The organism is Pseudomonas sp. PDM25 (genome assembly GCF_019219045.1).
Classification (GTDB): Bacteria; Pseudomonadota; Gammaproteobacteria; order Pseudomonadales; family Pseudomonadaceae; genus Aquipseudomonas.
Genome location: NZ_JAHUWL010000004.1, coordinates 185829 through 209188, shown reverse-complemented (window position 1 = coordinate 209188; position 23360 = coordinate 185829). Strand labels below are relative to the sequence as shown.

The following is a 23360-nucleotide window of genomic DNA, read 5'->3' as shown; positions in this document are numbered from 1 at the left end:
CCTGTGGGAGCGGGCTTGCTCGCGAAGGGGCCGTGTCAGTCGACTCCACTTTGACTGACATACCGCTTTCGCGAGCAAGCCCGCTCCCACATTGACTCGCACCACATCCACGCGTTTTATTCACCCATGAAAAAGCCCGCAGCGACGGCGGGCTTTTTCAGCAAGCAAGCGGCGGCCTTAGATAGGCCGGCTGCCGTACTTGTTGTCAGGCTTCTTGGGCGGATCGGCGACCACATTGGCCTCCACTTCCTGCACCTTGCCGCCCTTGGCCAGGAACTCTTCCATGGCCTTGGCCAGGGCATCGCGCTCCTTGTTTTTCGCTTCGACGCTCGGCAGCTCATCGACCGATACCGCAGCCTTGGCTTTGCCTTTGGCGGTCGGAACGGGCGCTTCACCGCCATCGTCGTCAGCAACGTCTTCCGCTGCTGTTTCCAGACCTTCTTCGGTTTCGTCGTCGTCGCCTACTTCGAGGTCGTCGTTTTCCAGATCATCGTCGCTCATGTTCTACCTCATGACTTGCGAAAAGCAGATTAGTTATAGCCCAGCTTCGCCGTCTGTCGAAGGCCGCCGGAAAAAATTCTACAAACGCTGGTAACCAGCGGTTTATGCCTCTTCACCGTGCACGGTGGCGAGGACTTTACGGGCACCGCCAAAATCACGGTGCTCGCCCAGATAAACGCCTTGCCAGGTTCCCAGCGCCAGTCGGCCTGCCGAAATCGGCAAACTGAGCTGACAGCCAAGTACGCTGGCCTTGAAGTGCGCCGGGAGGTCGTCCAGGCCTTCGTCGTTATGCTCATAGCCGTCTGCTCCTTGTGGGATCAGACGATTGAAAAATCGTTCGAAGTCGCGACGTACCGCCGGATCGGCGTTCTCGTTGATGGTCAACGACGCCGAGGTATGCTGCAGCCACAAATGCAACAGACCGACCCGACATGCCTTGAGTTCAGGCAGGCCGGCGAGTAACTCGTCCGTTACCAGATGAAAGCCCCGGGGCCTCGCCCGCAGGGTAATCAGAGTCTGTTGCCACATACAGTTCTCCGCACGTTCGGGGCGCATTCTAGCGCGCTCTGGGAAAAAACAAAGGCCCTAATATTCCTTCTATCATGTAAGCCATTGGCCGCAGAAAAACGCCCGTCGTAAACGCCACTAAACGTGTACGAAAAAACCTTTCAGCAGTTCCTTCACTGACAAACTTCAGACAAAAAAATGCCCGGCAAGCCGGGCAAATTTTTTGTGCGCGTGCTTACAAGTTGTAGCCGCGTTCGTTGTGGAGTGCCAGATCGATGCCGACAGCCTCTTCTTCTTCGGTGATACGCAGCCCCATGACAGCGTCCAGCACCTTGAGAATGATGAAAGTGACGATCGCGGTGTAGATCACCGTGAAGCCCACGCCTTTGCACTGAATCCAGACTTGTGCGGCGATGTCGGTGACGGTGCCGAAGCCACCCAGCGACGGTGCAGCGAAGACACCGGTCAGGATCGCGCCGAGAATACCGCCGATACCGTGTACACCGAAGGCGTCCAGGGAGTCGTCATAGCCGAGTTTGCGTTTCAGGGTGGTGGCGCAGAAGAAGCACACCACGCCGGCTGCCAGACCGATGACCAGAGCCCCCATCGGGCCCACGGTGCCAGCGGCTGGAGTGATTGCAACCAGACCGGCCACAACACCCGAAGCAATACCCAAAGCACTTGGTTTGCCGTGCGTGATCCATTCGGCGAACATCCAGCCCAATGCAGCGGCGGCGGTTGCGATCTGGGTCACCAGCATCGCCATACCGGCAGTGCCGTTGGCCGCAGCAGCGGAACCGGCGTTGAAGCCGAACCAGCCGACCCACAGCATTGCAGCGCCCATCAGGGTGTAACCGAGGTTGTGCGGCGCCATCGGGGTAGTCGGGAAACCTTTGCGCTTGCCCAGTACCAGGCAGGCAATCAGACCGGCCACACCGGCGTTGATGTGCACCACGGTGCCACCGGCGAAGTCCAGCACGCCCCAGTCCCACAACAGGCCGCCGTTACCGGACCAGACCATGTGCGCGATTGGTGCATAAACCAGGGTGAACCAGACGCCCATGAAGATCAGCATGGCGGAGAACTTCATCCGCTCGGCGAAGGCACCGACGATCAGCGCGGGGGTAATGATGGCGAACGTCATCTGGAAGGTGACGAACACCGCTTCAGGGAACAACGCCGCAGGGCCGGTCAGGCTCGCTGGCGTAACACCGGCGAGGAATGCCTTGCCCATGCCACCGAAGAACGAGTTGAAGTTGATGACGCCCTGTTCCATGCCGGTGGTGTCGAACGCGACGCTGTAGCCATAAATGACCCACAGGATGCTGATCAGGCCGGTAATGGCGAAGCACTGCATCATCACGGAAAGAATGTTTTTGGAGCGAACCATGCCGCCGTAGAACAGCGCGAGACCGGGAATGGTCATGAACAGCACGAGGGCTGTCGAGGTCATCATCCAGGCAGTGTCGCCGGAGTTGAGGACTGGGGCCGCCACTTCGTCTGCCGCCATAGCCAAGCCGGGCATTACGAGGGACAACAGGGCTCCTAGCCCTGCGAATTTACGCAGAGTCATATTGTTTTCTCCTGGGGCGTTGGGTTTGTGGCGGCTTAGATTGCGTCGGTATCGGTTTCGCCGGTACGGATGCGAATCGCCTGTTCCAGATTGACCACGAAGATCTTGCCGTCACCGATCTTGCCGGTGTTGGCCGCCTTGGTTATCGCCTCGATAACCCGGTCAAGATCCTTGTCGTCAATGGCGACATCGATCTTCACCTTTGGCAGGAAATCGACCACATATTCCGCGCCGCGATACAGCTCGGTGTGACCCTTCTGCCGACCGAAGCCTTTGACTTCAGTAACGGTAATGCCCTGCACGCCGATCTCGGACAGCGACTCGCGTACGTCGTCCAGTTTGAACGGCTTGATGATGGCAGTGACTAGCTTCATGAAAACTCTCTCCCGAATTGGTGGACTTGCCCCAGGAAAACAAACCCGACTCAAGTCTAAGCGCAGTGCCTGGCTTTGTAACGCATCGTCGGCCTTACCTGCCCGTCCGACGCCTGCTAACCACTCCGCACGAAACACTTCCCCCGTTCCGCTTGGCGCACTGCATTCGTCACAGCGACTGCATCAGTGCATGGGTTACTACTGACTAAGCAGAAAGCTTGCCATCTCCACAAAACTCTCTGTTTTCAAGCCCTTGGCAGCAGATGCCAACCACTTCGCCGCAACTGCTGCCGCGTTACGCACAACAACAGTGCGATGCCGTCCGTCCGCATGCGCGAAAAGCGTGCACAGTCAGCGGTCGGGATTGACTATAGACACTGCGTGATACACTGCCCGCCATTGTTGACAGGACATTTCCCATGCTCGCACCCAAAGACTTCCTCGATGCCCTGAGCGGCACCGCCTCGCGCCTCTTCAGCGGCGACACCCCGCTGCCGAAAAGCGAAATCGAAAGCCAGTTCAAGGCTCTGTTGCAGAGCGGCTTCAGCAAGCTGGACCTGGTGAGCCGGGAAGAGTTTGATAGCCAGATGGTTGTGCTGGCACGGACCCGGGCACGGCTGGAAAGCCTTGAGGCGAAAGTCGCAGAGCTGGAAGCAAAGCTCAATCCACCTACCGAGTAACACCACAATCCCTGTGGGAGCGGGCTTGCCCGCGAATGGAGTCGCCTCGGTCTACCAGCCATCCCACACTGGACAGACCACCCCTGTAGGAGCTGCCGAAGGCTGCGATCTTTTGATCTTCGGCCCCGCCACCATCTCGGCAACGTCCTACAAAGATCACCACCGCCGTCCGATAGCGCCGTGACGCCCAGGTTCCTAAGCTCACCCTCAGCTGAATATTCAGCCCTGGGTTTGGCGACCTGGACAGCATCCGACGCACCGTGACCACGTTCGAACCAGGGAGCTATTCCCATCTCGAATTATGGCGGCTTTGCGTGGGAGACCTTCGGGTCTGCCGGTTTTTTCCGGATGCACCGGTTCGCCAACCCGCGCAAGCTGCCACCCTTTTCGTTTGGCGACGATTAGAGGCAGTTTCCTTCATTCGCATCCGGGAGCTGCACCATGGAAGAAAACTATCTAATCCCTCACGTCTTCATCCGCCACAAACTCCACCTCCACGCCCTTTTGATCGAAAACCAGCCTTGGTTCAGCGCCCGAGACTTAGGCCGTCTGCTTCGTCTTTTCCTCGACGAACGCGCCGTCCGCAAACTCGATCCCGATCAACATCAATCCGCGCGAGTCGTCATCCACGGCACCATCGAAAACACCCTGCTGGTCAGCGAATCCGGCGTCTACGCACTACTGGTCTACCACTACTGCCCCGAATACCGGGCGCTGCGCGAATGGCTGACCCACGACGTAGTCCCCGCCCTCAGAGACGCCCAACAACCCACCTCAACCGAACGCCCGATTCTGAGCCTGCTGAGCTGGCCTGAGATGTCGCTGAGCCTGTTGCATTGGAATAATCAACCGTGGATTCGGTTGCAGGATGTTCCACATATGCTGCCGAGCGGCGAGCAGATGCAGCGTCCGGTCAACCTTCCATGGTGGAAAAAAGCTTCTCGAGCGTTGCATTCGCTTTAAGCGCTCATCCACGCTCGATTTCGGCGCTACGAAGATCGTAGCTCGATTGCAGATTCAGCCAGAATTCGGGCGTGGTATTCAAAAACATGGATAGCTTCTTCGCCAGACCAGCACTGACACCGCTCTGCTGTCTCACAACGTTGCTCACTTCAGCTTCAGGCTCCTTCAGCGAGCGAGCCAACGCCGCGGTTGTAACGCCCATTGGTTTCAGAAACTCCTCGCTGAGAATTTCACCAGGATGAATCGGGCGCATCCCAATCCGGTTCATTCATGTCTCCTACGGCTGCATTCAGCAAGATCATAACCAGCAACCTTCATACGGCAAGCCCACCCACGCTCTTTCACCGACGTCCTTCATCTATCTCGGCACGGTCCTACAAAAAGCTGCTCTCCGGACTGATTTATCACTCCGCACCCGTTGCTTTACCCTTTTCGCTCTGATCTTTTCGATAGACGAGGTATGCATGAGCCCCAAAAAGCGAAAGGCGAAGCTGTTATAACTTGCTGAGTTTCACGCCGAAGCACGTCGCTTGGCTGGGAATTTATCGGCTAATCAACGACGCTTTATTGAAGTCGCCATCGCGCGCGGCAAAGAACTTGAACCAAGTGGTTGGTTGGCTGGTGGAAGAAACTAAATACCGTTTCTTAAAAAAAAACCGTCTGAATGGCGGTTTTTTTGTGCCTCGCAACGACCCGCTCCGTGTCCGCAACATCCAGTGAAAGTTTGCCTGTACAACCACGCCCCAAATCCATCGCCCCCGTCTACCCTTCAAAAACCCGCAGGAAGCGGCCCCCGTAAAAAGCTCAAGGAACGACCATGTCCCTCTCCATCGTCCACAGCCGCGCCCAGATTGGCGTGGATGCGCCCGCCGTTACCGTAGAAGTCCATCTGGCCAACGGTTTGCCGTCATTAACGATGGTTGGTTTGCCCGAAGCGGCCGTGAAGGAAAGCAAGGACCGGGTGCGTAGCGCGATCATCAATTCAGGGCTGCAATTCCCGGCGCGGCGTATCACCTTGAATCTCGCTCCCGCTGACCTACCGAAGGATGGCGGACGATTCGATTTGGCGATTGCCCTGGGGATTCTGTCCGCCAGTGTCCAGGTGCCGACTTTGACGCTGGATGACATTGAATGCCTGGGAGAGTTGGCGCTGTCAGGCGCAGTACGTGCGGTGAGAGGCGTGTTGCCAGCTGCGCTGGCAGCACGCAAGGCCGGACGTTCGCTGATGGTACCGCGGGCGAATGCCGAGGAGGCGTGCCTGGCGTCGGGGTTGAAGGTGTTTGCCGTGGATCACCTGCTGGAAGCCGTTGCGCACTTCAACGGACATACGCCGGTGGAGCCCTACGTTTCCAACGGGTTGCTCTACGCCAGCAAGCCCTATCCGGACTTGAATGAAGTGCAGGGCCAACTTTCGGCCAAACGCGCATTGCTGATTGCGGCGGCTGGGGCTCATAACCTGTTATTTAGCGGACCGCCGGGGACCGGGAAAACACTGTTGGCGAGTCGGTTACCGGGGCTGCTTCCCCCGTTAGCCGAAAACGAGGCGCTGGAAGTCGCTGCCATACAATCCGTCACCAGTTGCGTGCCCTTGAGCCACTGGCCGCAAAGACCATTCCGCCAGCCCCACCACTCCGCCTCGGGCCCGGCGTTGGTGGGCGGTGGTTCAAAGCCGCAACCCGGTGAAATCACCCTCGCCCACCATGGCGTTCTGTTCCTTGATGAACTCCCGGAATTCGATCGCAAGGTGCTGGAAGTCTTAAGGGAGCCGCTGGAATCCGGTCACATCGTGATTTCCCGCGCCAAGGATCGCGTGAGATTTCCGGCGCGCTTTCAATTGGTGGCCGCGATGAACCCGTGCCCCTGTGGATATCTTGGCGAACCCAGCGGCAAATGCAGTTGTACACCGGACATGGTCCAGCGTTACCGCAACAAGCTGTCGGGGCCGCTGCTGGATCGGATCGACCTACACCTGACCGTCGCGCGGGAAGCCACAGCGTTGAATCCTGCGCTCAAACCCGGTGATGACACCGCCTCTGCTGCGGTGCTGGTTGCCAACGCCCGGGAGCGGCAACATAAACGCCAAGGCTGCGCCAACGCATTCCTTGATTTGCCGGGTCTGCGCTGTCACTGCAAGTTATCCACAACCGACGAAACATGGCTGGAAACCGCCTGCGAGCGTTTGACCTTGTCACTCAGGTCAGCCCATCGCCTGCTCAAGGTCGCACGCACGCTGGCAGACCTTGAACAGGTCGATGGCATCACCCGCGAACATCTGGCTGAGGCATTGCAGTATCGGCCAAGCACAAACTGACCAGAATCACTCCTTGGTGAGATCAACCAACGGCGCCTGCCGAACTTCAGTCTCCCGCCCACCCTGAATATCACTCACCGTCTTCAACGCCTTATCCACAGCCCCTTTATCCGCCAGCAAGCTGTACCTGATCTGAAACTGCTTCTGCTCTTTAACCCCAATCATCGGCACCAAACCAATCGGCCGCTGATACCGACGGTTGTAGGAAAAGCTCGTCCCCGGTTCAAGACCCGTGACATAGCCCTGCCCTTGGGTATCCGTGTTTTTCCACAGGGAGAACACCGGCAACTGTTGAGTATTGAAACCCACCGAAACCCCAAGGCTGCCGGCCTTGTTATGCAGCACGGTCAACGTGTCACCCTTGGCATCGCCATAAGGCACCACGTTGTAAACCGTCTCGTCGTAATCCTTGGTCGGCGCGCGGTAAGTCTGCCAATCCGGCAAATCCCCTTTGGCTTTGTCATTGAACGGCGACACCTGTTTCACCGGTGCGGCAAAACGGGCGCCCTGTTCCAGGAATGGGGTGCTGAAGTTACTGTGATACAGCGCCTGATATTCCTTCGGATAATCACCGTTGTTGGTGAGGGTATCGTTGAGGGAGAACGCTGCGCTGCCAGGTTCGGTGACCAGCTCAGTCATCACCGAGAAGTCGACTTTCTTGAACGCCTGCTCTTTGAGCTCGCCGCGCAGGCTGATGGCGTAAGGCGCTTTTTCATCGATGTGCAACGTGACTTTGCTGGCCGGGATGTTGGCGGCACGGCCGTGGAGCGTCAGCAGTTCACCGTTGTCCATGCCGGGGTGACCGACCCACTCATAGCCGCAGCGGGTGACCAGTTCGTTAAAGCCCTCGAGCCAGCCCAGCCCGCCTCGACCGTTGAGTTCGATGAAGGATGGATTGACCACGTCCTTGACCGGCGAATCCCAACCCATGCGCACATTACCGACCGTCGCCTGCAGGACGTTCATGCCACGGGTCGGCACCACCGAGAGTTTCATCGTGCCGTTATCGATGTCGACGATGCTGACGCCCTCCTGCCGACCGCCGTGCAAGTTACGAAGGGTCACGGAGAAGGGTTTGTCGGTTTTTACACCGAGTTGCTGGCTGGTGACCTGCCAGTTTTGGGCAGCCTTGTCGCTGTCGAGCAGGACGTAATCCCAGGCCATGGCGTGGGAGGCGGACAGTGCGCCAAAGGCAACGACGAATTTGAGCGGAGTCATGGGGAAGCCTTTCTTGGAGTTGTGGGTTTTTTATAGCGCTGATGAAACGATTCAGCAAGCCTAAAAAACGTACACCCGAGCCTTCCCGAGCCAATTTAAATTGACCTCATGCAACCTCCGCACGCTTACGCTAGTCTCATACGGTTTTGAACCTCCGGCAGATTGACGGCGACATCATTGTGACATTAAGGTCGCCAGCTAATTGCAGGAGCAAGCGCAGACACTTTTGTCTGTCATTTTTGCGCAGCGGAACATACGGAGTTTGAATGCGCGGGGCACTATTACGCAGCGGTAAGAGCGGGTCATTCACTGCCCTGGGCGAAACAGGTCAACCGGTTTACCGGGCAGCCCTGCAATTGCGCGAAGCCATTCGCCGCAAGAACCCTGAAATGGTCGATCACCTGGCCATCCCTCAAAGCGATGAACTCGGCAACCAGATTGACTGGTACAGCGGCCTCGACGGCGATGTGATCCCGTGGAGCAGCGCGACTGAAGAAGAACGCGCCCCTGCACGCCGCCAACTCGAAGCGCTGAAGACCTCGCTCGACGAATTGAGCCAGCGTTTCCTGGGCAATGATCCAGCCGAACAGCAGCAAGGCGACAAAGCCGTGTTCGGCAAGCTGCTCAAGCGTGTGATTCATTTCCCCGATGAAAACTTCGTCTACCTGGTGCAAGGCAAGCCGGTGCTGACCTTTTGGGGCTTCGAGCATGCCGGTACCGGCAATCGCGATCCCCTGCACTGCCTCTATCAAGTTCCGCCCGCGTTTACGCTGCCCCCGGTGGTCGAAGCCGCGCCCGTGGTGGCGCCGCCCGTCGTGCCGGTGATTGCTCGTCCGTGGTGGCGGCGCTGGTGGTGGCTGTTGCTGCTGCCTTTGTTGCTGCTGCTTTTGTGGCTATTACTGGGCTTGCGCGGTTGCGTGCCGATTCCGCTGGTGGCGGTCGATCTGCTCCCCGAGGGCGTCGTGCCTGTTGAAAGGCAACGGGAAGAACCACAACTGACCGGCCATGCCACGACGCTCAATGGCGTTCCTGTGACGGGCACCGTTGTAGGCTCCACCACGGGAACCGGCACCGCTGTGACCGGAACCCAGGACGTGGAAGCGCCGGCGGTCGAGGGCAACGAAGCTGATGCAGCGCCGGCCGGCGTGACCCAAGACTCCGCCAAAGACCCGGCAGCAGACCCGACAGCCGAATCGCCAACCGCGCCACCGGAAAACAAAACTGCGCCGCCGGATATCACATCGCCCGAGGCCGAAAAATCCGCCGCCGCAAAACCCGGCCCGCCCCTGAGCATTCCGCCAGACGCCGCCGACGGTGCCGCCAAGTTCCTCGACGGTCAGTTCCGCGCCGGTGCCGGTATTCAGGATCGCCGAACCGGCAAACCCCTGCGTCTGGAATACCAGCTCAAGGACGGTAAAGGCGAAGTCATCGTACACCAGGCCGACGGCACGAAATGCAGCGGGCCGGTGAGCGCTACTATGAAAGGTGGCAGCCTGGCCATCGACAGTCAGGGCCAGGCGGTGTGTGGCGATGGCAGCACTTACGACATGCCCAAGGTCAACTGCCGCAAAGGGGCGACCACAGTCGCAGACTGCACCGGCGGTTACGGCAAAGAACAATTCCCCATGTCCATGCGGCACGTGGCCGAATAAAAACGGAATAACCCGACATGTTGCCTGAAGTCACCCAATTCGAAGACACCGTCACGCTGGTCAGCGACACCGGCATCCAGTTCATGGATTTCGCGCTGCGTCTGGACCCCCGCAAGGAACCGGCGGGCGAATTCGCGCCGATGATCAGCGGGCTGATCTGCCGCCTGTCGTACAACGAAGAGAAAGACTTCTTTTTCTACGAACCTGAACCGGAAAAGGTCGAGAAAGCCAAACCTGCGTTCAGCGTCGATATGAAAAGCAGCCTCGAGTTGCTGGACGGTATCTGGCTGCCGACCCCGTTTTTCCGCTTCATGCCGCCGCATCGCTTCGACGAAGGCCCGACCAACTGGTCGCGCATGCGTCTGGTGAAGTTGGCGACGCCCGACATCGACGGCAACACCCACCGCCTGACGATGGCGTTCGACAGCCGCGTGATGCCCAAGCGTGACGGCACCGCTTACCTGGCGCCCAACGAAGAAGACATCAGCTCCGGCGTGTCCTTCAAACTGGCGACGAAGGCCAGCGAAACCCGCTGGTTCCTGGCCCAGCCGTGGGTCAACGAGTGGCTGTTGGAAGTGTTCAACGAGGGCAATGCCCACCGCTCGCGCGCAGAGCTGGACACCGATATCCGCGCCAACTATCACCTGGCGCACTACCTCAATTTGCTTAGCCTGTTGAGCACACCGTCCGCCGCCCAACAGTCGACGGCCCGTGCGAAAGTTGAAATCCCTGAGCTGAAAGTAGTCGCCAACGACAGCAATGGCCTGGTCAAACCGATTCCGGTGGACCTGGTGCTGGACGTCGGCAACTCGCGCACCTGCGGCATCCTGATCGAGAACCACGGTCAGGCCGGCTCCGGGCTGAAGCAAAATTACGTGCTGGAACTGCGCGACCTGATCACCCCCGAACACACCTACAATCTGCCGTTCGAAAGCCGCGTGGAATTCGCCCAGGCGTACTTCGGCAAGGACCACTGTTCGGTCAAGAGCGGCCGGCACGATGCGTTCCAGTGGGCGACGATTGCCCGCGTCGGCAATGAGGCCAGCCGTCTGGCCAGCCGTCGTCGCGGTACCGAAGGTTCCACTGGTCTGTCCAGCCCGAAACGTTATCTGTGGGATGAAAACGCCTACGGCCACGGCTGGCGCTTCAACTGTTCGTACATCAAGACCGACAGCGAGCCGTACGCCACGGCCGCGCCGTTCTCGCACCTGATCAATGAAACCGGCGAGGCGCTTTACAGCCTCGAAGAAGACGATCGTCTGCCGGTGTTCATGCCGCGTTACTCGCGCAGCTCGCTGATGACCTTCATGCTCGCCGAAGTGCTGGCCCAGGCGCTGTCGCAAATCAACAGCCCGGCCCAGCGTTCCCGCCAGGGCCACACCCGCGTGCCGCGTCAGCTCAACAGCATCACCCTGACCGTGCCGCCGGGCATGCCGCAGGCCGAGCGCAGCATCCTCAACGAACGCATGCTGCAAGCCATCGGCCTGGTGTGGAAGAGCCTCGGCTGGCATGTCGGCGAAGAGGATCCACATCAGGATCAGGCCGTCAGCCCGCGCACGCCGATCCCGAGTATCCGCGTGGAATGGGACGAAGCCTCTTGCGGCCAGTTGGTGTACCTGTACACCGAGGTCAACGAGAACTTCGCCGGTCACCCGGAAGAGTTTTTCGACACCATCGCCCGCCCCGACAAGACCGACCGCGAACGCATCACCCTGGCAACCATCGACATCGGCGGCGGCACCACGGACCTGGTGATCACCGACTATCGCCTCGACCGCGCCGGCAACACCGGCAGCGGCAGCAACGTGCACATCGTGCCCGAGCAGCGTTTTCGCGATGGTTTCAAAGTGGCCGGTGATGACATCCTGCTGGACGTGATCCAGGACTTTATCCTGCCAAGCTTCGAAAAAGCCTTGCAGAACGCCGGCGTGAAAGCCCCGGATTCGCTGATGTCACGCCTGTGTGGCGATGAATCGGTCAGCGCGCAAGACATGATCCTGCGCCAGCAATTGAACCTGCAGGTGTTCGCCCCGCTGGGCCTGGCGCTGCTCAAGGCGTACGAGCATTACGATCCGCAAGTACCGCAAGAAGTCACCCCGCAAAGCTACCGTCAATTGATCGGTGAGAACGCGATCAGCCAGACCGTGCTCGATTACGTCAACGCCGCCGTGCGTCGCGATGTCGGCGGTCAGAGCGGTTTCGACCTGTATGATGCGCCGATCAGTTTCGACCTGCAGAAGCTTCACGCCGCGTTCCTCAACGACCAGATCAACATCACCAAGATTCTCGGTGCGCTATGTGAAGTGGTCGCGCATTACCCGTGCGATGTCTTGCTGCTGACCGGCCGCCCTTCGCGCCTGCCCGGCATCCAGGCGTTCATTCGCAAGGTGTTGCCGCTGCCACCGGGGCGCATTCTGGCGCTGCAAAACTACCGCACTGGCGGCTGGTACCCGTTCCACAAGAACGGCCGGATCGACGACCCGAAAAGCACCGCGTCGGTGGGCGCCATGCTCTGCCTGTTGTGCGCCAACCACAGCGTGCCGAACTTCTACTTCCGTGCTTCGGCGCTCAAGCCATATTCGACGGTCAAGCACATCGGCGTGATCGACCTGAACAACGTGATCAAGGATGCCGACGTGCTGTACCGCGACATCCAGTCCGAAGACTACAAAATCAAGCTGCCGGAAATCGGCGTTGGCGATGCCGCCGACACGCCACAACTGGAAATGCGCGGCGATCTGCGCCTCGGTTTCCGTCAGTTGGCCGCCGACCGCTGGGCCGCGTCGCCGCTGTATACCTTGCGGTTCACCAAGGCCGGTCGGGAGAAGTTTTCCCGCGCGATCGGTGAAAACGGTAGCGCGCCGCTGCTCAAGGTGCGGTTCGAGGTCAAGCCGGCGGACAAGTACACACGCAAGCAGGATCTGGTCAGCGACCGCCTCTCGGTTCGCGACATCGAATCCAACAGTAACAACGTCAACTTCAACCCGCGCAGCGACCTCGAGCTGGAACTCAACACCATGCTCGACGCCGGCCTGAGCGAGACCAAGTACTGGCTCGACAGTGGAAGTGTGAAACGCAAATGAATGATCTGACCCCCGATCAAACTCAGCTCTCTGCCAGTTGGGCCGCTGTTTATAACGGTGCCGGTCAGGCGCTGGACTGGATTGCCCAGACGCGCGGCAACGCGCCACGCCTGGACAGCGAAGCCGACAACCTGAACATCCGCCTGCACCGCGCCCGCAACCTGGCTCACAGCCTCGGTCGCGTGGCCTGCACGCCGATGACCATTGGTTTTTTCGGTTTGTCCCAGGCCGGCAAGTCCTACCTGATCTCGGCCCTTGCCGCCGGTCAGAACGGCAAGCTGGAAACTGATTTCGGTGGCCAGCGCCTGGACTTCATCAAGCACATCAACCCGGTGGGTGGCGGCAAGGAAGCCACCGGCCTGGTGACGCGCTTCAGCCGTCGGGCCACGGAGAGTCAGGACAATGACTTTCCGGTAGAACTCACGCTGTTCAAGGAAATCGAGCTGGCGAAGATTCTCGCCAACTCCTGGTTCAAGGATTTCGACCTTGAGCGCATTTCCTACGAGATCGACGAAGAACGCATCCAGCGCGTACTCAAACCGTTCGAAGGCCGCGAAACCGGGCCACTGCAAACGGGCGTCAACGCCGATGATCTGGTGTCGCTGTGGGATTACCTGCGCGACAACTTCCGCAACTCGGTGAAGAAACTTGAGCACCTGTACTGGCCCAAAGCACTGCAACTGGCGCCACGCCTGAATTTCCAGGAACGGGCCGAGCTGTTTTCGATCCTCTGGGGCGAGCAAAGCGAACTGACACGCGTGTATCAGCAACTGGCCGGCGCGCTGCACAAGCTGGGCCTGCCCGAGACCGTGTTCGCACCGTTGAAGGCCTTGGTGAGTTTCGAAAACGACACCTACAGCCAGCGCGACAGCATCATGAACGTCGACATTCTCGAACGCTTCGGCAGCCCACGGGACTTGCCGATCGACGTTCGACCACTGGTTGGCGATCGCCTGCAAAACAGTCAGGCAATTCCGGTTGCACAACTGGCGGCGTTGACGGCCGAAATGACCTTCCGCCTGATCGAAGCGCCGGTGGATGACATCGTCAATCAGGTCGACCTGCTGGATTTCCCCGGTTATCGCGGGCGCCAGAAACTGCACGAGATCGCCGACTCCAACGACCCGCATTCCGCCACCAAGGACAACTCCGTTTCGCAGCTGATCCTGCGTGGCAAGGTCGCCTACCTGTTCGAACGCTACACCGACAACCAGGAAATGAATGCGCTGGTGGTTTGCACCGGTTCGACCAAGCAGAGCGACGTCAACGACGTAGGCCCGGTGTTGACCCGCTGGATCGAAAAGACCCAGGGCGCCGACTCGGCCGCTCGCAGCAAGCGCGAAACCGGTCTGATCTGGGCGCTGACCATGCTCGACCTGCGCATCACCAACTCCCTGAGCCTGACGCCTGATCAGTACGACGAGAGCTGGAACGGCATGGTCAAGCTGACCATGCTGGAGCGCTTCGGCAGCCTGAGCTGGATGAGCGACTGGGCCGGCACACCGTTCCAGAACACCTACCTGGTGCGTAAACCGCGCATGGACGCGGCGTTCATCGAACAAGACGCGACGGGGGCCGAAACGGGCCTCAATGCCAGCTATCAGGACCGTGTCAGCGCGCTGGGTACCAGCTTCGCCAGCAACGACCTTGTGTGCAAACACATCCACGATCCTGCCAACGCCTGGAAAGAAATGCTGCGCAACGATGACGGTGGCATCAGCCACTTCAGCGGCAGTTTCAAGGGCGTGGCCAATATCGAATTCAAATTGCAGCGCATCCGCGAGCAATTGAGCGAATGCCTCGAAGGCCTGACCACTCACGGTCTGAGCACCTGGTACCACGCCGACGACGACGGTGCTGCCGCCGCCAAGAAAGCCCTGGCGCAAAAGATTCTGACCGGCCTGGGCCGTCGCCCGGCAGTGCTCGGCGAGCTGATCGATCAACTCGACATGCCGAGCGAAGAGGTGCGCGACCTGTACCTCAGTGGTGTGTACGAAACCGATGACGAGCCGGCCGCGAAGGACGAGCCAGTCGCCCCGACACCGAGCCAGAGCCTGTACGGCGACGACGCCGGTTTCGACTTCGATTTCGGTGACGACCTGAGCCACGACGCGCCGGTCAGCAGCAACACCGGCACCCCGGCGCCCGAACTGCAAAGCAACGAACACCGATTCGCCAAAGCGGCATTCAAGGCCTGGATCGCGCACCTGCGTGAACTGACCACCCGGCAAAGCCTGCTCAACCTGCTGGGGTTGGAAAAAGCATTGCTGGAAGCGGTGGTCGACGAATTGATCACCGCCGGCTATCGCCAGGACTTGCCGGGGCAACTGAGCCGTGCGGTCCTCAAACGCGCACAAAGCGGCGCACGGCGCGATCAACTGGTTGAGCGCCAGGTTCTGGAAGTGCAACGGGTACTGCGCGATTTCGTGTCCTGGTTCGGCTACCTCCAGAAACCGGTAAGCGAGCGTCCGAACAGCCGCGCCGGTGCCAAGGCGCCGCTGTTCTCGTACTACACCGACATCAGTCCGGGACAAGTGCCCGTGCTACCGGCGCAACCGGCGAATCAGGCGCAGCGGTATCTCGGCGACTGGCTCTCGGGCCTGGCCTGCCTCACGCAGGACAATGCCGGCCATGGCGCCGGACGTGAAATCACCCCTGAACAGAATGAACGGCTGGGCCGAGTGCTCACAGCCTTCACAGCGAGATAAGCAATGCCAATTCGTGTCGACCTGCTCGCGTTAGAGCCCAATGTGCCTGGCCAGGCCCGCCTCACTGTGAAGAAATGGCAGGGTGGCGAGGAACAGCTGGAGTTCTCCATTCAGCGTAACCAGGACGGTTTTTACCTCCAGGACCACAAGGCCTGGAGCAACAATCCATTCTGGTTCAAGGTCTCGCGTTTCAACGTCACGGCCAGCGGCGAAGGCCTGGAAGCACAGGTCGGCCCGGACGTGGTCGACCCGCTGCTGGAAGGCGGCGCCAACTCGCAGTTCCAGATCGAACTGCGCGAACAGAACCAAGCCCACACTGACAGAGGCGTGGTTCGGCCAGGCGTTGGCGTTTTGCCGTCCACGGCTGGCGGCCAGACGCGCTCGACTTACGGCGGCGCCGAACTGACGGCGCCGAGTGCGCCGGCACCGGCACCGGAAATCCCCGAGATCCCGGAGCTGCCTGAGCTGACCCTGTCCACCGCCGAGCCAGAACTGGAATTGGAGTCGGTGCTCACCGAGCGCGCCTACACGCCGCCTCCCGCACCGGTGAAGAAAAGCAACAAAGGCCTGATCGGCCTGTTGGTTGTCGTGTTGTTGCTGCTGGCCGCGGGCGGTGGATTCTGGTTCTACAAACGCACTCCGGTGACAGCCCCGGTGGCCACAGCCGCTGCCGCCGCACCGGCCGGCGCCGACGCTCAAGCCTGCACCCTGGAGAGCATGAACAGCCTGCCCGAATTGACCTTCGTCCAGACCTGCATCAAGGCGGCGCCCGACAGTGCCAAGTTGCTGGAGATCATCAACCAGGCCAAGGCCGGCAAACACTGCGGTGTCGCCCAGCGCCTGTACGCCAACCGTGCCCAGGCCGGTGACGCGCTGATCGCCAATGCCTATGCCCGCGAATACGACCCTAAATACCTGAAGGCCAGCGAGTGCTTCCCGGTCGCGGACAACGCCACGGCGGCCTATTGGTACGAAACCATCCTCACCCAGGACCCGAACAACGCCGAAGCCAAGCAGCGTTTCGAGGAGTTGCAGAAGTGATGCGTTCGCCCGTGAGTCGATTCCTGTTGAGCGGTGCCGCATTGTTGGCGCTGTGTATCAGCCCGCTGTCCCAGGCCGATGACAAACCGCTGATCCAGGCCGGTAAAAAGACCTTGTTCCAACGCGTGCTGACCACCCCGGGCTGCAAGATCAGCCCGACAGCGGGCGGTGCCGCAGGTGACGCACAACCGGTCTTCAGCCGCTTTTATGTGTACGAGCGCGCCCAAGCGAACAACGCCGAATGGCTGAAAGTCGGCCCCGACAGCTACGGCAAAACCATTGGCTGGCTGCCGGCCGGCTGCACCACCGACTGGAAGATGCAGCTGACACTGGCCTTCACCAACCCGGCCAACCGCGACCGGTTGCTGTTCTTCAAGGACCGCGCCACCGTCGAAGGCATCCTCGATGCGCCGGACCCGGTCAGCAAAGTCGCGCCGCTGCGGGCCACGTTGAAAAAGGGCCAACAAGCACCGGGCGTCCTGGCTGAAGAACCTGAATACTTCGTCGACCTGCAAAAGCAGTTCTACCTGCTGCCGGTGCTCAGTGGCGAAGAAGTCATGACCGAAGGCGGTTTCCGCACGCGCCTGCTCAACGTCGCGTCGGTCAGCAAGCCGGATGACAAGAATGCCAAGGGCGGCGCTGCCAACAGCGCTGCCGGTAGCAAGGCAGCCGAAGACAAAAACGCCAACCAACTGAAGGAGTTCAGTGCGGCGGTGGTGTTCGTCATCGACTCGACGATCTCGATGGATCCGTACATCGACCGCACCCGCGAGGCGATCCGCAAGGTTTATCAGCGGATCGAAGCGCAGAACCTCGGCAAGCAGGTCAAGTTCGGCATGGTCGCTTTCCGCTCCAACACCCAGGCGGTGCCGGGGCTGGAATACACCACCAAGATGTACGCCGACCCTACCAAAGTGAAAGACAGCGCCGACTTTTTCGCCAAGATCGCCGACCTCAAACAGGCCTCCGTGTCGAGCAGCAGCTTCGATGAAGACTCGTTTGCCGGCGTCATGGAGAGCATCGACAAGGTCGACTGGAGCCAGTTCGGCGCGCGCTACGTGGTGTTGATCACCGACGCGGGCGCCATCGAAGGTGACGACAAACTGTCGAAGACCGGTTTGAGCGCCACGCAGGTACGCATCGAAGCCGCCAATCCGGGCGTGGCGATTTACACCCTGCACTTGAAAACCCCGGCCGGGGCCAAGGACCACGCCAAGGCCGAGGCGCAGTACCAGAACCTGTCGACCTACCCGGGCACCAACACCTCGCTGTATTACCCGGTAAACGCTGGCGATATTCATGAATTCGGGCGCAAGGTCGACGCACTGGCCGCCGCGATCACCTCTCAGGTGAAAGCCGCCTACATGGGCGAAGACGCCATCGGCAGTGCGGCGAATGCCAAGCAGGACCCGGCCGAGAAGAAAATGCTCGAAGACGCGGCGCTGATCGGCCACGCCATGCAACTCGCCTACCTCGGCGAGAAGACCAACAGCAAGGCCCCGCCGGTGTTCAAGGCGTGGATCAGCGACCGTGACCTGATCAAGCAGAACATCCCGACCACCGATGTGCGGGTGCTGCTGACCAAATCCCAGCTCAGCGACTTGAGCGACGTGATGAAGAAGATTCTCGACGCGGCCAACGAAGGCCTGATTTCACCGACGGAAATGTTCGATCGCCTGCGTTCGGTGGCGGCGACCATGGGCGCCGATCCCAATCAGCTCAAACAGAACAGCAACGCCAAACTGGCGGACATGGGTGTACTCGGCGAGTACCTCGAAGACCTGCCCTATCAGAGCGAAGTGCTGAACCTGGATGAAGAGACCTGGAAGAGCTGGGACGGTCTGGCGCAAGAGAAATTCATCCGCACGCTGAACACCAAACTGCGGCATTACCAGCGTTACAACGCGGATGTCGACCGTTGGGTCGCTTTAGCCAAGGACAGTGATGCACGGGACAACGTGTATCCCGTGCCACTGGAAATGATGCCTTAACGAGACGCCGATGCTCGATATCAAGAACCTGCTGGTGCGCCGTGGTGAAGGCGCACAGGCTCATCATGTGCGACTGCCGCACTTGCAGGTCGGCGCCGGAGAAATCCTCGCCATCACCGGCGAGAGCGGCAGCGGCAAAAGCACGTTGCTCGAAGCCATCGGCCTGTTACTCGCGCCGGTGGAACTCGAGCGCTTTCGCCTGGGCGCGGCGCACGCTCAAGACATTGCCCAATTGCTCGCCACTGATGACCAGCCGGCGCTTGCAGCGGTGCGTTCACGGCACTTGGGGTTCATTTTGCAGAGCGGCGGCTTGCTGCCGTTCCTGAGCGTACGTGACAACATCAGCCTGCCGCGCCGTTTGCTCGGGATGTCGGTGAAGAGCGAGCACATCGACCACGCCGTTGACGTGCTGCGCCTGCAAGGGTTGCTGGATAAACAACCGCAGGCCTTGTCGATCGGCGAGCGCCAGCGCGTTGCCTGTGTGCGCGCCATTGCCCATGAGCCGCTGCTGCTGTTGGCCGACGAGCCGACCGCCGCGCTCGACCCTCACAGCGCCCGGCGTTTGTTCGAGTTGCTGCTGAGCCTGGTGTCGAGCATGGGTTTAAGCGCGCTCGTTGTATCCCATGACTGGGCCTTGCTGAAAGATTTCGGCTTGCCGCGGCTCGGCGCTATCAGCCGTCAGGGAGAAACACTGTTTGAACCGATGGACTGATCGCTTGCGCCTGCTGGGCTCCCTGGCGCTGCAAGACCTCTGGCACGACCGCAAGGTCTCGCTGTGCATCGCCGCGTCGCTGGTGGCGGTGATTGCGCCGTTGTTGCTGCTGTTCGGGCTCAAGCACGGGGTGGTCAGCCAGTTGCAGGATGAACTGCTGCGCGACCCGCGCAACCTTGAAGTGAAGATGCTCAGCAACGGCAACTACGACACAGCCTGGATCGAGCGTTTGCGCCTGCGCCCCGAAACCGGTTTTGCCCTCGGCCAGACGCGCTCGCTCAATACCCAGGCTGACCTGTGGATCGGCATGCAACGGTTTGTCGAAGGTGCGGAAATCATCGCCACGGAACCTGGCGATCCACAACTGGATCTGCCGTCGCTCAACCCGGTCGGCAATCAAGTGATCCTCAGCGCCCGCGCCGCGCAAAGTTTGCAGGCCAAGGCCGGCGACAGCGTGCAGCTGCGGGTGTTGCGTCGTCTGGAAGGTGTCAATGAACGCGGCGAGATGACCCTGACGGTGCTGGCTGTGCTCGACGGTGCGCGCTTCGGCCGCGCGGCCGGGTTTGTCGCCCCGCCGCTGCTGCTGGATCTGGAGCGCTTTCGCGACGGGTATCAGGTCAGTGCGTTCGGCGTTGTCACCGGCAAGCCTCTGGGCGATCTGCAACCGCTGTACGCCCGCGCCCGCGTGTATGCGCGCGACATCGATCAAGTCGCGCCGCTGGAGCACTGGCTCAACGAACAACACATCGAAACCTCGAGCCGACTGGCCGACATCGACAACGTCAAAGCCATCAACCATGTGCTGGGGCTGATTTTCGGCGTAATCGCCGTGGCGGCGCTGATTGGCTGCGTGGCGTCGATGGTCGGCGCGTTCCTGGCCAACATCGACCGCAAACGCAAAAGCCTCGCGGTCCTGCGTTTGCTGGGTTTCAAGCGCCGGGCCGTCGGCGGTTTCGTGGTCCTGCAAGCGCTGGTGCTGAGCCTGGCCGGCTACGTTGGCGGGCTGGGGTTTTATGCCGTAGGCAGTCATCTGTTCGACTACCTGCTCGGCAGCAGCCAGGCCACCGGCACCTTCGTTTGCCACATCACTGTCTGGCATGGCCTTGCCGCCCTGCTCCTGACTTTTTTGGTCGCTGCATTGGTGGCCGTGATCGGCGCCCTGCGAGCCATCAACATCCAACCTGCGGAGAGTCTGCGTGAGCTATAAACGTTTTGGCTTGCTGTTGCCCCTGAGCCTCGGCTATATGCTCGACGCCTCGGCGGCGGGCTGGGAAGAGAAATTTTATAACCCGATGCCGGACGCCGCCGACGTGGTGCTGCCGATGCCCTGCGAAGGCTCGATGGTCTTTCGCAAAGTGTTCATCCCCCTGGCCGGGCCGCTCGATGACTACCCGATCAACATTGGTCAGGACGGCGCGGAATATGGCTACGTCGAACAGACCCGACCGACGTTCATCGCCGGCAGTTTCACAGGCGCCAAGAACGACAAATCCCGTTACTACCTGATGGCCAAGTACGAGATGAGTCAGCTGCAATACGCCGCGTTGACCGACGCAACCTGCCCCACCGCCGCCACCAAAATGCGCGTGCCGCAAACCGCAGTGAGCTGGGTGCAAGCCATCGAAGCCGCCGACAAGTACAACCTGTGGTTGCGCAAAAACGCCGCCGACAAGTTGCCCAAGGAGGACGGCGCACAGGGCTTCCTGCGCCTGCCGACTGAAGTCGAGTGGGAGTTCGCCGCGCGTGGCGGGCTGGAAGTCGGCGCCGCGGAATTCCGTGATACGCACTACCCGATGCCGGAAGGCATCAACGCCTACGAGTGGTTCGCCGGGGCGCAATCGTCCAACGGTAAAGTGCAGTTGTCCGGCCTGCAAAAGCCCAATCCTCTGGGCCTGCACGACATGCTCGGCAACGTCGACGAAATGATGTTCGAGCCGTTTCGCCTGAACAAACTTGATCGCCAGCACGGTCAGGCCGGCGGCTATGTGGTGCGTGGCGGCAACTACCTGACCGCTCAGGCTGACCTGCGCACGGCGTTGCGCAAGGAACAGCCGTACTACAACGCCGACGGCCAGGTAAAAAACAAAACCACCGGCCTGCGCCTGGTCATGGTCTCACCGACCCTCACCTCTCGCGAACGGGTCGCCAGCATTGAAAGCAGCTGGAAGAAACTCGGCACCGGCAGCAAGGAAACCGAATCCGCCGACAAAGGCACCGTTCAGTCTCTGAACAGCCTGGCCTCGGGCGTCGAAGACAAAGCGCTCAAGGAAAAACTCCAGGCCCTGGAAAACAAGTTGCGCGCCAGCAACCAGCAGCAGGAAGAAACCCGTGACCAGGCGATTCGCGCCAGCCTCAATCTGGGCGCATTCTTGTGCACCAAGATGCTAGACGACGGCCAGTACTTGGACTTCCTGCAAAAGAACTACAAGCTCAATTGCGAAAGCGCGGACAAAGACGCCAGTTGCGACATGCGCAAAGGCAAGCTCGACGAGCAGAAGGATCGCCTGCACAAGCTCAGCCGCTACTATGCCAGCAGCCTGGTGGAATCGGCGACCTTGTACGGCCAGCCATTGCTTGAAACGCAGGTCCCGGTGATGGAAGAAATCATCACCCGCAACAAACAGCTGCAAGACCTCAAACCTTACTTGCGCACCCACTGGGCCAATCAGAAGGCGTTCCTGCAAAAGCAGAAGATCGACACTGAAGCCTGGCTGAACAGCTGCAAAACCGTTACCCAATAACTCACCTTAATAACAACTCGTCAACACCGTCACCGAGGAGTTTCACCATGTCGCGCAGCCTTTGGACTCGCTTCAAGCTACAGATCGCTTTCGTTGTCGCCGGCAGCCTGTTGCTGACCGGTTGCGCCAACACCGGTAGCTCCATGCTCGGCGACAGCGACGGCACCGACCCGCGCCTGACCCAGGGGCAGGATGCAGAGTTCTTCAGCAAGTCCGGCTATCAGGCCTGCGCCATGGGCGCCGGTGTCGGCATCCTCGCTTGCGCGCTGTCCAACAGCAACAACAAAGCCGTGTGCGCCGTCGCCGCCGGTATTACCGCGTGTGGCGTGGCCATGGGCGCGAACTACTACCTGGATCAGCGTCGCACCGAATACGCCGACACCACCACCCGCTTGGCTAAAATGAACAGCGACGTCGAACAAGACACCCAGAACGTGATCGCCCGTACCGCGACCGCTCAGCAAGTGATCAATGATGATCAGGCGAAAATCGCCCGGATCAAAAAGGACATCGCCAACAAGAAAGTCGACAAGATCCAGGCCCAGGAGCAAATCGCCGAGATCGATTCGAACATCGCGCGCCTGCGGAAAGACCTCGGCAACATGCGCATCAAAGTCACCGAGTACACCAAAGTGGCAGACGCCGAGCGTGCACAAGGCGCCACTGGCGCCGAGATCAAGCAGGTGGACATGAACATTAAGAAAATGAACCAGAAAGTCGCTGCCCTGCAGAAGGAAGTCGACGGTCTGTACAGCCAACGCTCCGCCATCACCCTGGGCTAAGCACATGACGTTACGACAACTGGCGGTCCTCACCGCCGTCCTGGCCTTGAGCGGTTGCGCGACCCAACCGGGCGAATGCGATGCGACCAATCGCGACAGCAGCATGCTGACCAAGATGAACTGCGACTACTCCGGTGGCTACAGCGATCAGGTCAAGCAGAAGGAACTGGCCCTGAGCGAGTCCCGTCAGCAAAACGCAATGTTCCGTAAGGTGTACGAGAACATTCAGGCCCAGCAACTGAGCACCAAAACCGACCTGGCCAGCCAGCAGAAAGCCCAGGCGGCGCTGAATCAGTCGCTGGGACAACTGCTGGCCTCGCTCAAGGCCCGGCATGGCAATGAAAGCCAGGTGAAAAAGCAGATCGCCGGTCTCGAGCAGCAGCTCAAGGCTTCGCAGGCAACGCCTGCCACCAAAGCCACTCCAGCGACGCTGAAGGCCAAGCAGGAAGAGCTGAAGGCGTTGCAGAAGAAGGTCAATCAGCTGCAATTCAGCCTCGGCTACGAAGAGTAACTTTTCACCCCG

Annotated in this window: 19 protein-coding genes; 13 read left to right on the top strand and 6 right to left on the bottom strand. The window is 60.1% G+C overall.

The window, feature by feature from the left end:
• Positions 1 to 177 precede the first annotated feature (177 nt).
• The 4 genes from sutA to glnK form a co-directional block, all read right to left on the bottom strand.
• Positions 178 to 501 carry a transcriptional regulator SutA gene (gene sutA / locus KW848_RS09100; RefSeq protein WP_008150253.1) on the bottom strand — a complete coding sequence of 108 codons (324 nt, stop codon included), beginning with the start codon at positions 499 to 501 and terminating at the stop codon, positions 178 to 180.
• A 102-nt stretch (positions 502 to 603) separates the two neighbouring features.
• Positions 604 to 1029 carry a secondary thiamine-phosphate synthase enzyme YjbQ gene (locus KW848_RS09095; RefSeq protein WP_111448318.1) on the bottom strand — a complete coding sequence of 142 codons (426 nt, stop codon included), beginning with the start codon at positions 1027 to 1029 and terminating at the stop codon, positions 604 to 606.
• Between the two features lie 214 nt (positions 1030 to 1243).
• Positions 1244 to 2581 carry an ammonium transporter gene (locus KW848_RS09090; RefSeq protein WP_218536620.1) on the bottom strand — a complete coding sequence of 446 codons (1338 nt, stop codon included), beginning with the start codon at positions 2579 to 2581 and terminating at the stop codon, positions 1244 to 1246.
• 35 nt (positions 2582 to 2616) lie between these two features.
• Entirely contained in the window at positions 2617 to 2955 is a 339-nt protein-coding gene (gene glnK / locus KW848_RS09085) for a P-II family nitrogen regulator (protein WP_002555808.1), read from the bottom strand.
• Between the two features lie 419 nt (positions 2956 to 3374).
• Between glnK and KW848_RS09080 the strand changes: the two genes are divergently transcribed.
• Positions 3375 to 3635, top strand: coding sequence for an accessory factor UbiK family protein (locus tag KW848_RS09080; RefSeq protein WP_008007559.1), 261 nt, complete (start codon positions 3375 to 3377; stop codon positions 3633 to 3635).
• 441 nt (positions 3636 to 4076) lie between these two features.
• A complete protein-coding gene (locus KW848_RS09075) occupies positions 4077 to 4598 on the top strand; it encodes a Bro-N domain-containing protein (RefSeq protein ID WP_218536619.1) in 522 nt (173 codons plus the stop codon).
• Positions 4599 to 4602: 4 nt separating this feature from the next.
• Here the strand turns inward: KW848_RS09075 and KW848_RS09070 are convergent, their stop codons facing one another.
• Positions 4603 to 4866: a HigA family addiction module antitoxin gene (locus tag KW848_RS09070; RefSeq protein ID WP_218536618.1), complete on the bottom strand. Its 264-nt coding sequence runs from the start codon at positions 4864 to 4866 to the stop codon at positions 4603 to 4605.
• Between the two features lie 549 nt (positions 4867 to 5415).
• Here KW848_RS09070 and KW848_RS09065 point away from each other — a divergent pair.
• The gene (locus KW848_RS09065; RefSeq protein ID WP_218536617.1) at positions 5416 to 6909 is read left to right on the top strand and encodes a YifB family Mg chelatase-like AAA ATPase; all 1494 of its coding nucleotides are present in this window, start codon (positions 5416 to 5418) and stop codon (positions 6907 to 6909) included.
• Positions 6910 to 6915: 6 nt separating this feature from the next.
• On the opposite strand, the gene KW848_RS09060 is transcribed toward KW848_RS09065, so the two are convergent.
• Entirely contained in the window at positions 6916 to 8127 is a 1212-nt protein-coding gene (locus KW848_RS09060; RefSeq protein ID WP_218536616.1) for an aldose 1-epimerase family protein, read from the bottom strand.
• A gap of 266 nt (positions 8128 to 8393) precedes the next feature.
• On the opposite strand from KW848_RS09060, the gene KW848_RS09055 reads away from it, so the two are divergent.
• The 10 genes from KW848_RS09055 to KW848_RS09010 are packed head-to-tail and all read left to right on the top strand — an operon-like array spanning position 8394 to position 23348.
• Entirely contained in the window at positions 8394 to 9779 is a 1386-nt protein-coding gene (locus KW848_RS09055; protein WP_218536615.1) for an SrfA family protein, read from the top strand.
• A 17-nt stretch (positions 9780 to 9796) separates the two neighbouring features.
• Entirely contained in the window at positions 9797 to 12862 is a 3066-nt protein-coding gene (locus KW848_RS09050; RefSeq protein ID WP_218536614.1) for a virulence factor SrfB, read from the top strand.
• A complete protein-coding gene (locus tag KW848_RS09045) occupies positions 12859 to 15570 on the top strand; it encodes a putative virulence factor (protein ID WP_218536613.1) in 2712 nt (903 codons plus the stop codon). Before KW848_RS09050 ends, KW848_RS09045 begins: the two co-directional genes overlap by 4 nt.
• 3 nt (positions 15571 to 15573) lie before the next feature.
• Positions 15574 to 16611 carry a hypothetical protein gene (locus KW848_RS09040; RefSeq protein ID WP_218536612.1) on the top strand — a complete coding sequence of 346 codons (1038 nt, stop codon included), beginning with the start codon at positions 15574 to 15576 and terminating at the stop codon, positions 16609 to 16611.
• Positions 16611 to 18602: a vWA domain-containing protein gene (locus KW848_RS09035; RefSeq protein ID WP_218536746.1), complete on the top strand. Its 1992-nt coding sequence runs from the start codon at positions 16611 to 16613 to the stop codon at positions 18600 to 18602. The genes KW848_RS09040 and KW848_RS09035 overlap by 1 nt, the downstream gene beginning before the upstream one ends.
• Before the next feature lie 10 nt (positions 18603 to 18612).
• Entirely contained in the window at positions 18613 to 19314 is a 702-nt protein-coding gene (locus KW848_RS09030) for an ABC transporter ATP-binding protein (protein WP_111448300.1), read from the top strand.
• Positions 19298 to 20521 carry an ABC transporter permease gene (locus KW848_RS09025; protein ID WP_111448299.1) on the top strand — a complete coding sequence of 408 codons (1224 nt, stop codon included), beginning with the start codon at positions 19298 to 19300 and terminating at the stop codon, positions 20519 to 20521. The genes KW848_RS09030 and KW848_RS09025 overlap by 17 nt, the downstream gene beginning before the upstream one ends.
• A complete protein-coding gene (locus KW848_RS09020) occupies positions 20511 to 22055 on the top strand; it encodes an SUMF1/EgtB/PvdO family nonheme iron enzyme (protein WP_192408929.1) in 1545 nt (514 codons plus the stop codon). Before KW848_RS09025 ends, KW848_RS09020 begins: the two co-directional genes overlap by 11 nt.
• Positions 22056 to 22102: 47 nt before the next feature.
• Complete coding sequence (locus KW848_RS09015; RefSeq protein WP_218536611.1) at positions 22103 to 22837, top strand: hypothetical protein; 735 nt, start codon at positions 22103 to 22105, stop codon at positions 22835 to 22837.
• 4 nt (positions 22838 to 22841) lie between these two features.
• Positions 22842 to 23348, top strand: coding sequence for a hypothetical protein (locus tag KW848_RS09010; protein WP_218536610.1), 507 nt, complete (start codon positions 22842 to 22844; stop codon positions 23346 to 23348).
• The last annotated feature ends 12 nt before the right edge of the window (positions 23349 to 23360 follow it).

Excerpts from the sequence above, each read along its gene's own strand:
- KW848_RS09060 (WP_218536616.1), bottom strand. The coding sequence starts at position 8,127 with ATGACTCCGCTCAAATTCGTCGTTGCCTTTGGCGCACTGTCCGCCTCC.
- KW848_RS09075 (WP_218536619.1), top strand. The coding sequence starts at position 4,077 with ATGGAAGAAAACTATCTAATCCCTCACGTCTTCATCCGCCACAAACTC.
- KW848_RS09080 (WP_008007559.1), top strand. The coding sequence starts at position 3,375 with ATGCTCGCACCCAAAGACTTCCTCGATGCCCTGAGCGGCACCGCCTCG.
- KW848_RS09030 (WP_111448300.1), top strand. The coding sequence starts at position 18,613 with ATGCTCGATATCAAGAACCTGCTGGTGCGCCGTGGTGAAGGCGCACAG.
- KW848_RS09070 (WP_218536618.1), bottom strand. The coding sequence starts at position 4,866 with ATGAACCGGATTGGGATGCGCCCGATTCATCCTGGTGAAATTCTCAGC.
- KW848_RS09045 (WP_218536613.1), top strand. The coding sequence starts at position 12,859 with ATGAATGATCTGACCCCCGATCAAACTCAGCTCTCTGCCAGTTGGGCC.
- KW848_RS09010 (WP_218536610.1), top strand. The coding sequence starts at position 22,842 with ATGACGTTACGACAACTGGCGGTCCTCACCGCCGTCCTGGCCTTGAGC.
- KW848_RS09015 (WP_218536611.1), top strand. The coding sequence starts at position 22,103 with ATGTCGCGCAGCCTTTGGACTCGCTTCAAGCTACAGATCGCTTTCGTT.
- KW848_RS09050 (WP_218536614.1), top strand. The coding sequence starts at position 9,797 with ATGTTGCCTGAAGTCACCCAATTCGAAGACACCGTCACGCTGGTCAGC.
- KW848_RS09095 (WP_111448318.1), bottom strand. The coding sequence starts at position 1,029 with ATGTGGCAACAGACTCTGATTACCCTGCGGGCGAGGCCCCGGGGCTTT.
- KW848_RS09035 (WP_218536746.1), top strand. The coding sequence starts at position 16,611 with ATGCGTTCGCCCGTGAGTCGATTCCTGTTGAGCGGTGCCGCATTGTTG.
- KW848_RS09090 (WP_218536620.1), bottom strand. The coding sequence starts at position 2,581 with ATGACTCTGCGTAAATTCGCAGGGCTAGGAGCCCTGTTGTCCCTCGTA.
- KW848_RS09065 (WP_218536617.1), top strand. The coding sequence starts at position 5,416 with ATGTCCCTCTCCATCGTCCACAGCCGCGCCCAGATTGGCGTGGATGCG.
- glnK (WP_002555808.1), bottom strand. The coding sequence starts at position 2,955 with ATGAAGCTAGTCACTGCCATCATCAAGCCGTTCAAACTGGACGACGTA.
- KW848_RS09055 (WP_218536615.1), top strand. The coding sequence starts at position 8,394 with ATGCGCGGGGCACTATTACGCAGCGGTAAGAGCGGGTCATTCACTGCC.
- sutA (WP_008150253.1), bottom strand. The coding sequence starts at position 501 with ATGAGCGACGATGATCTGGAAAACGACGACCTCGAAGTAGGCGACGAC.
- KW848_RS09040 (WP_218536612.1), top strand. The coding sequence starts at position 15,574 with ATGCCAATTCGTGTCGACCTGCTCGCGTTAGAGCCCAATGTGCCTGGC.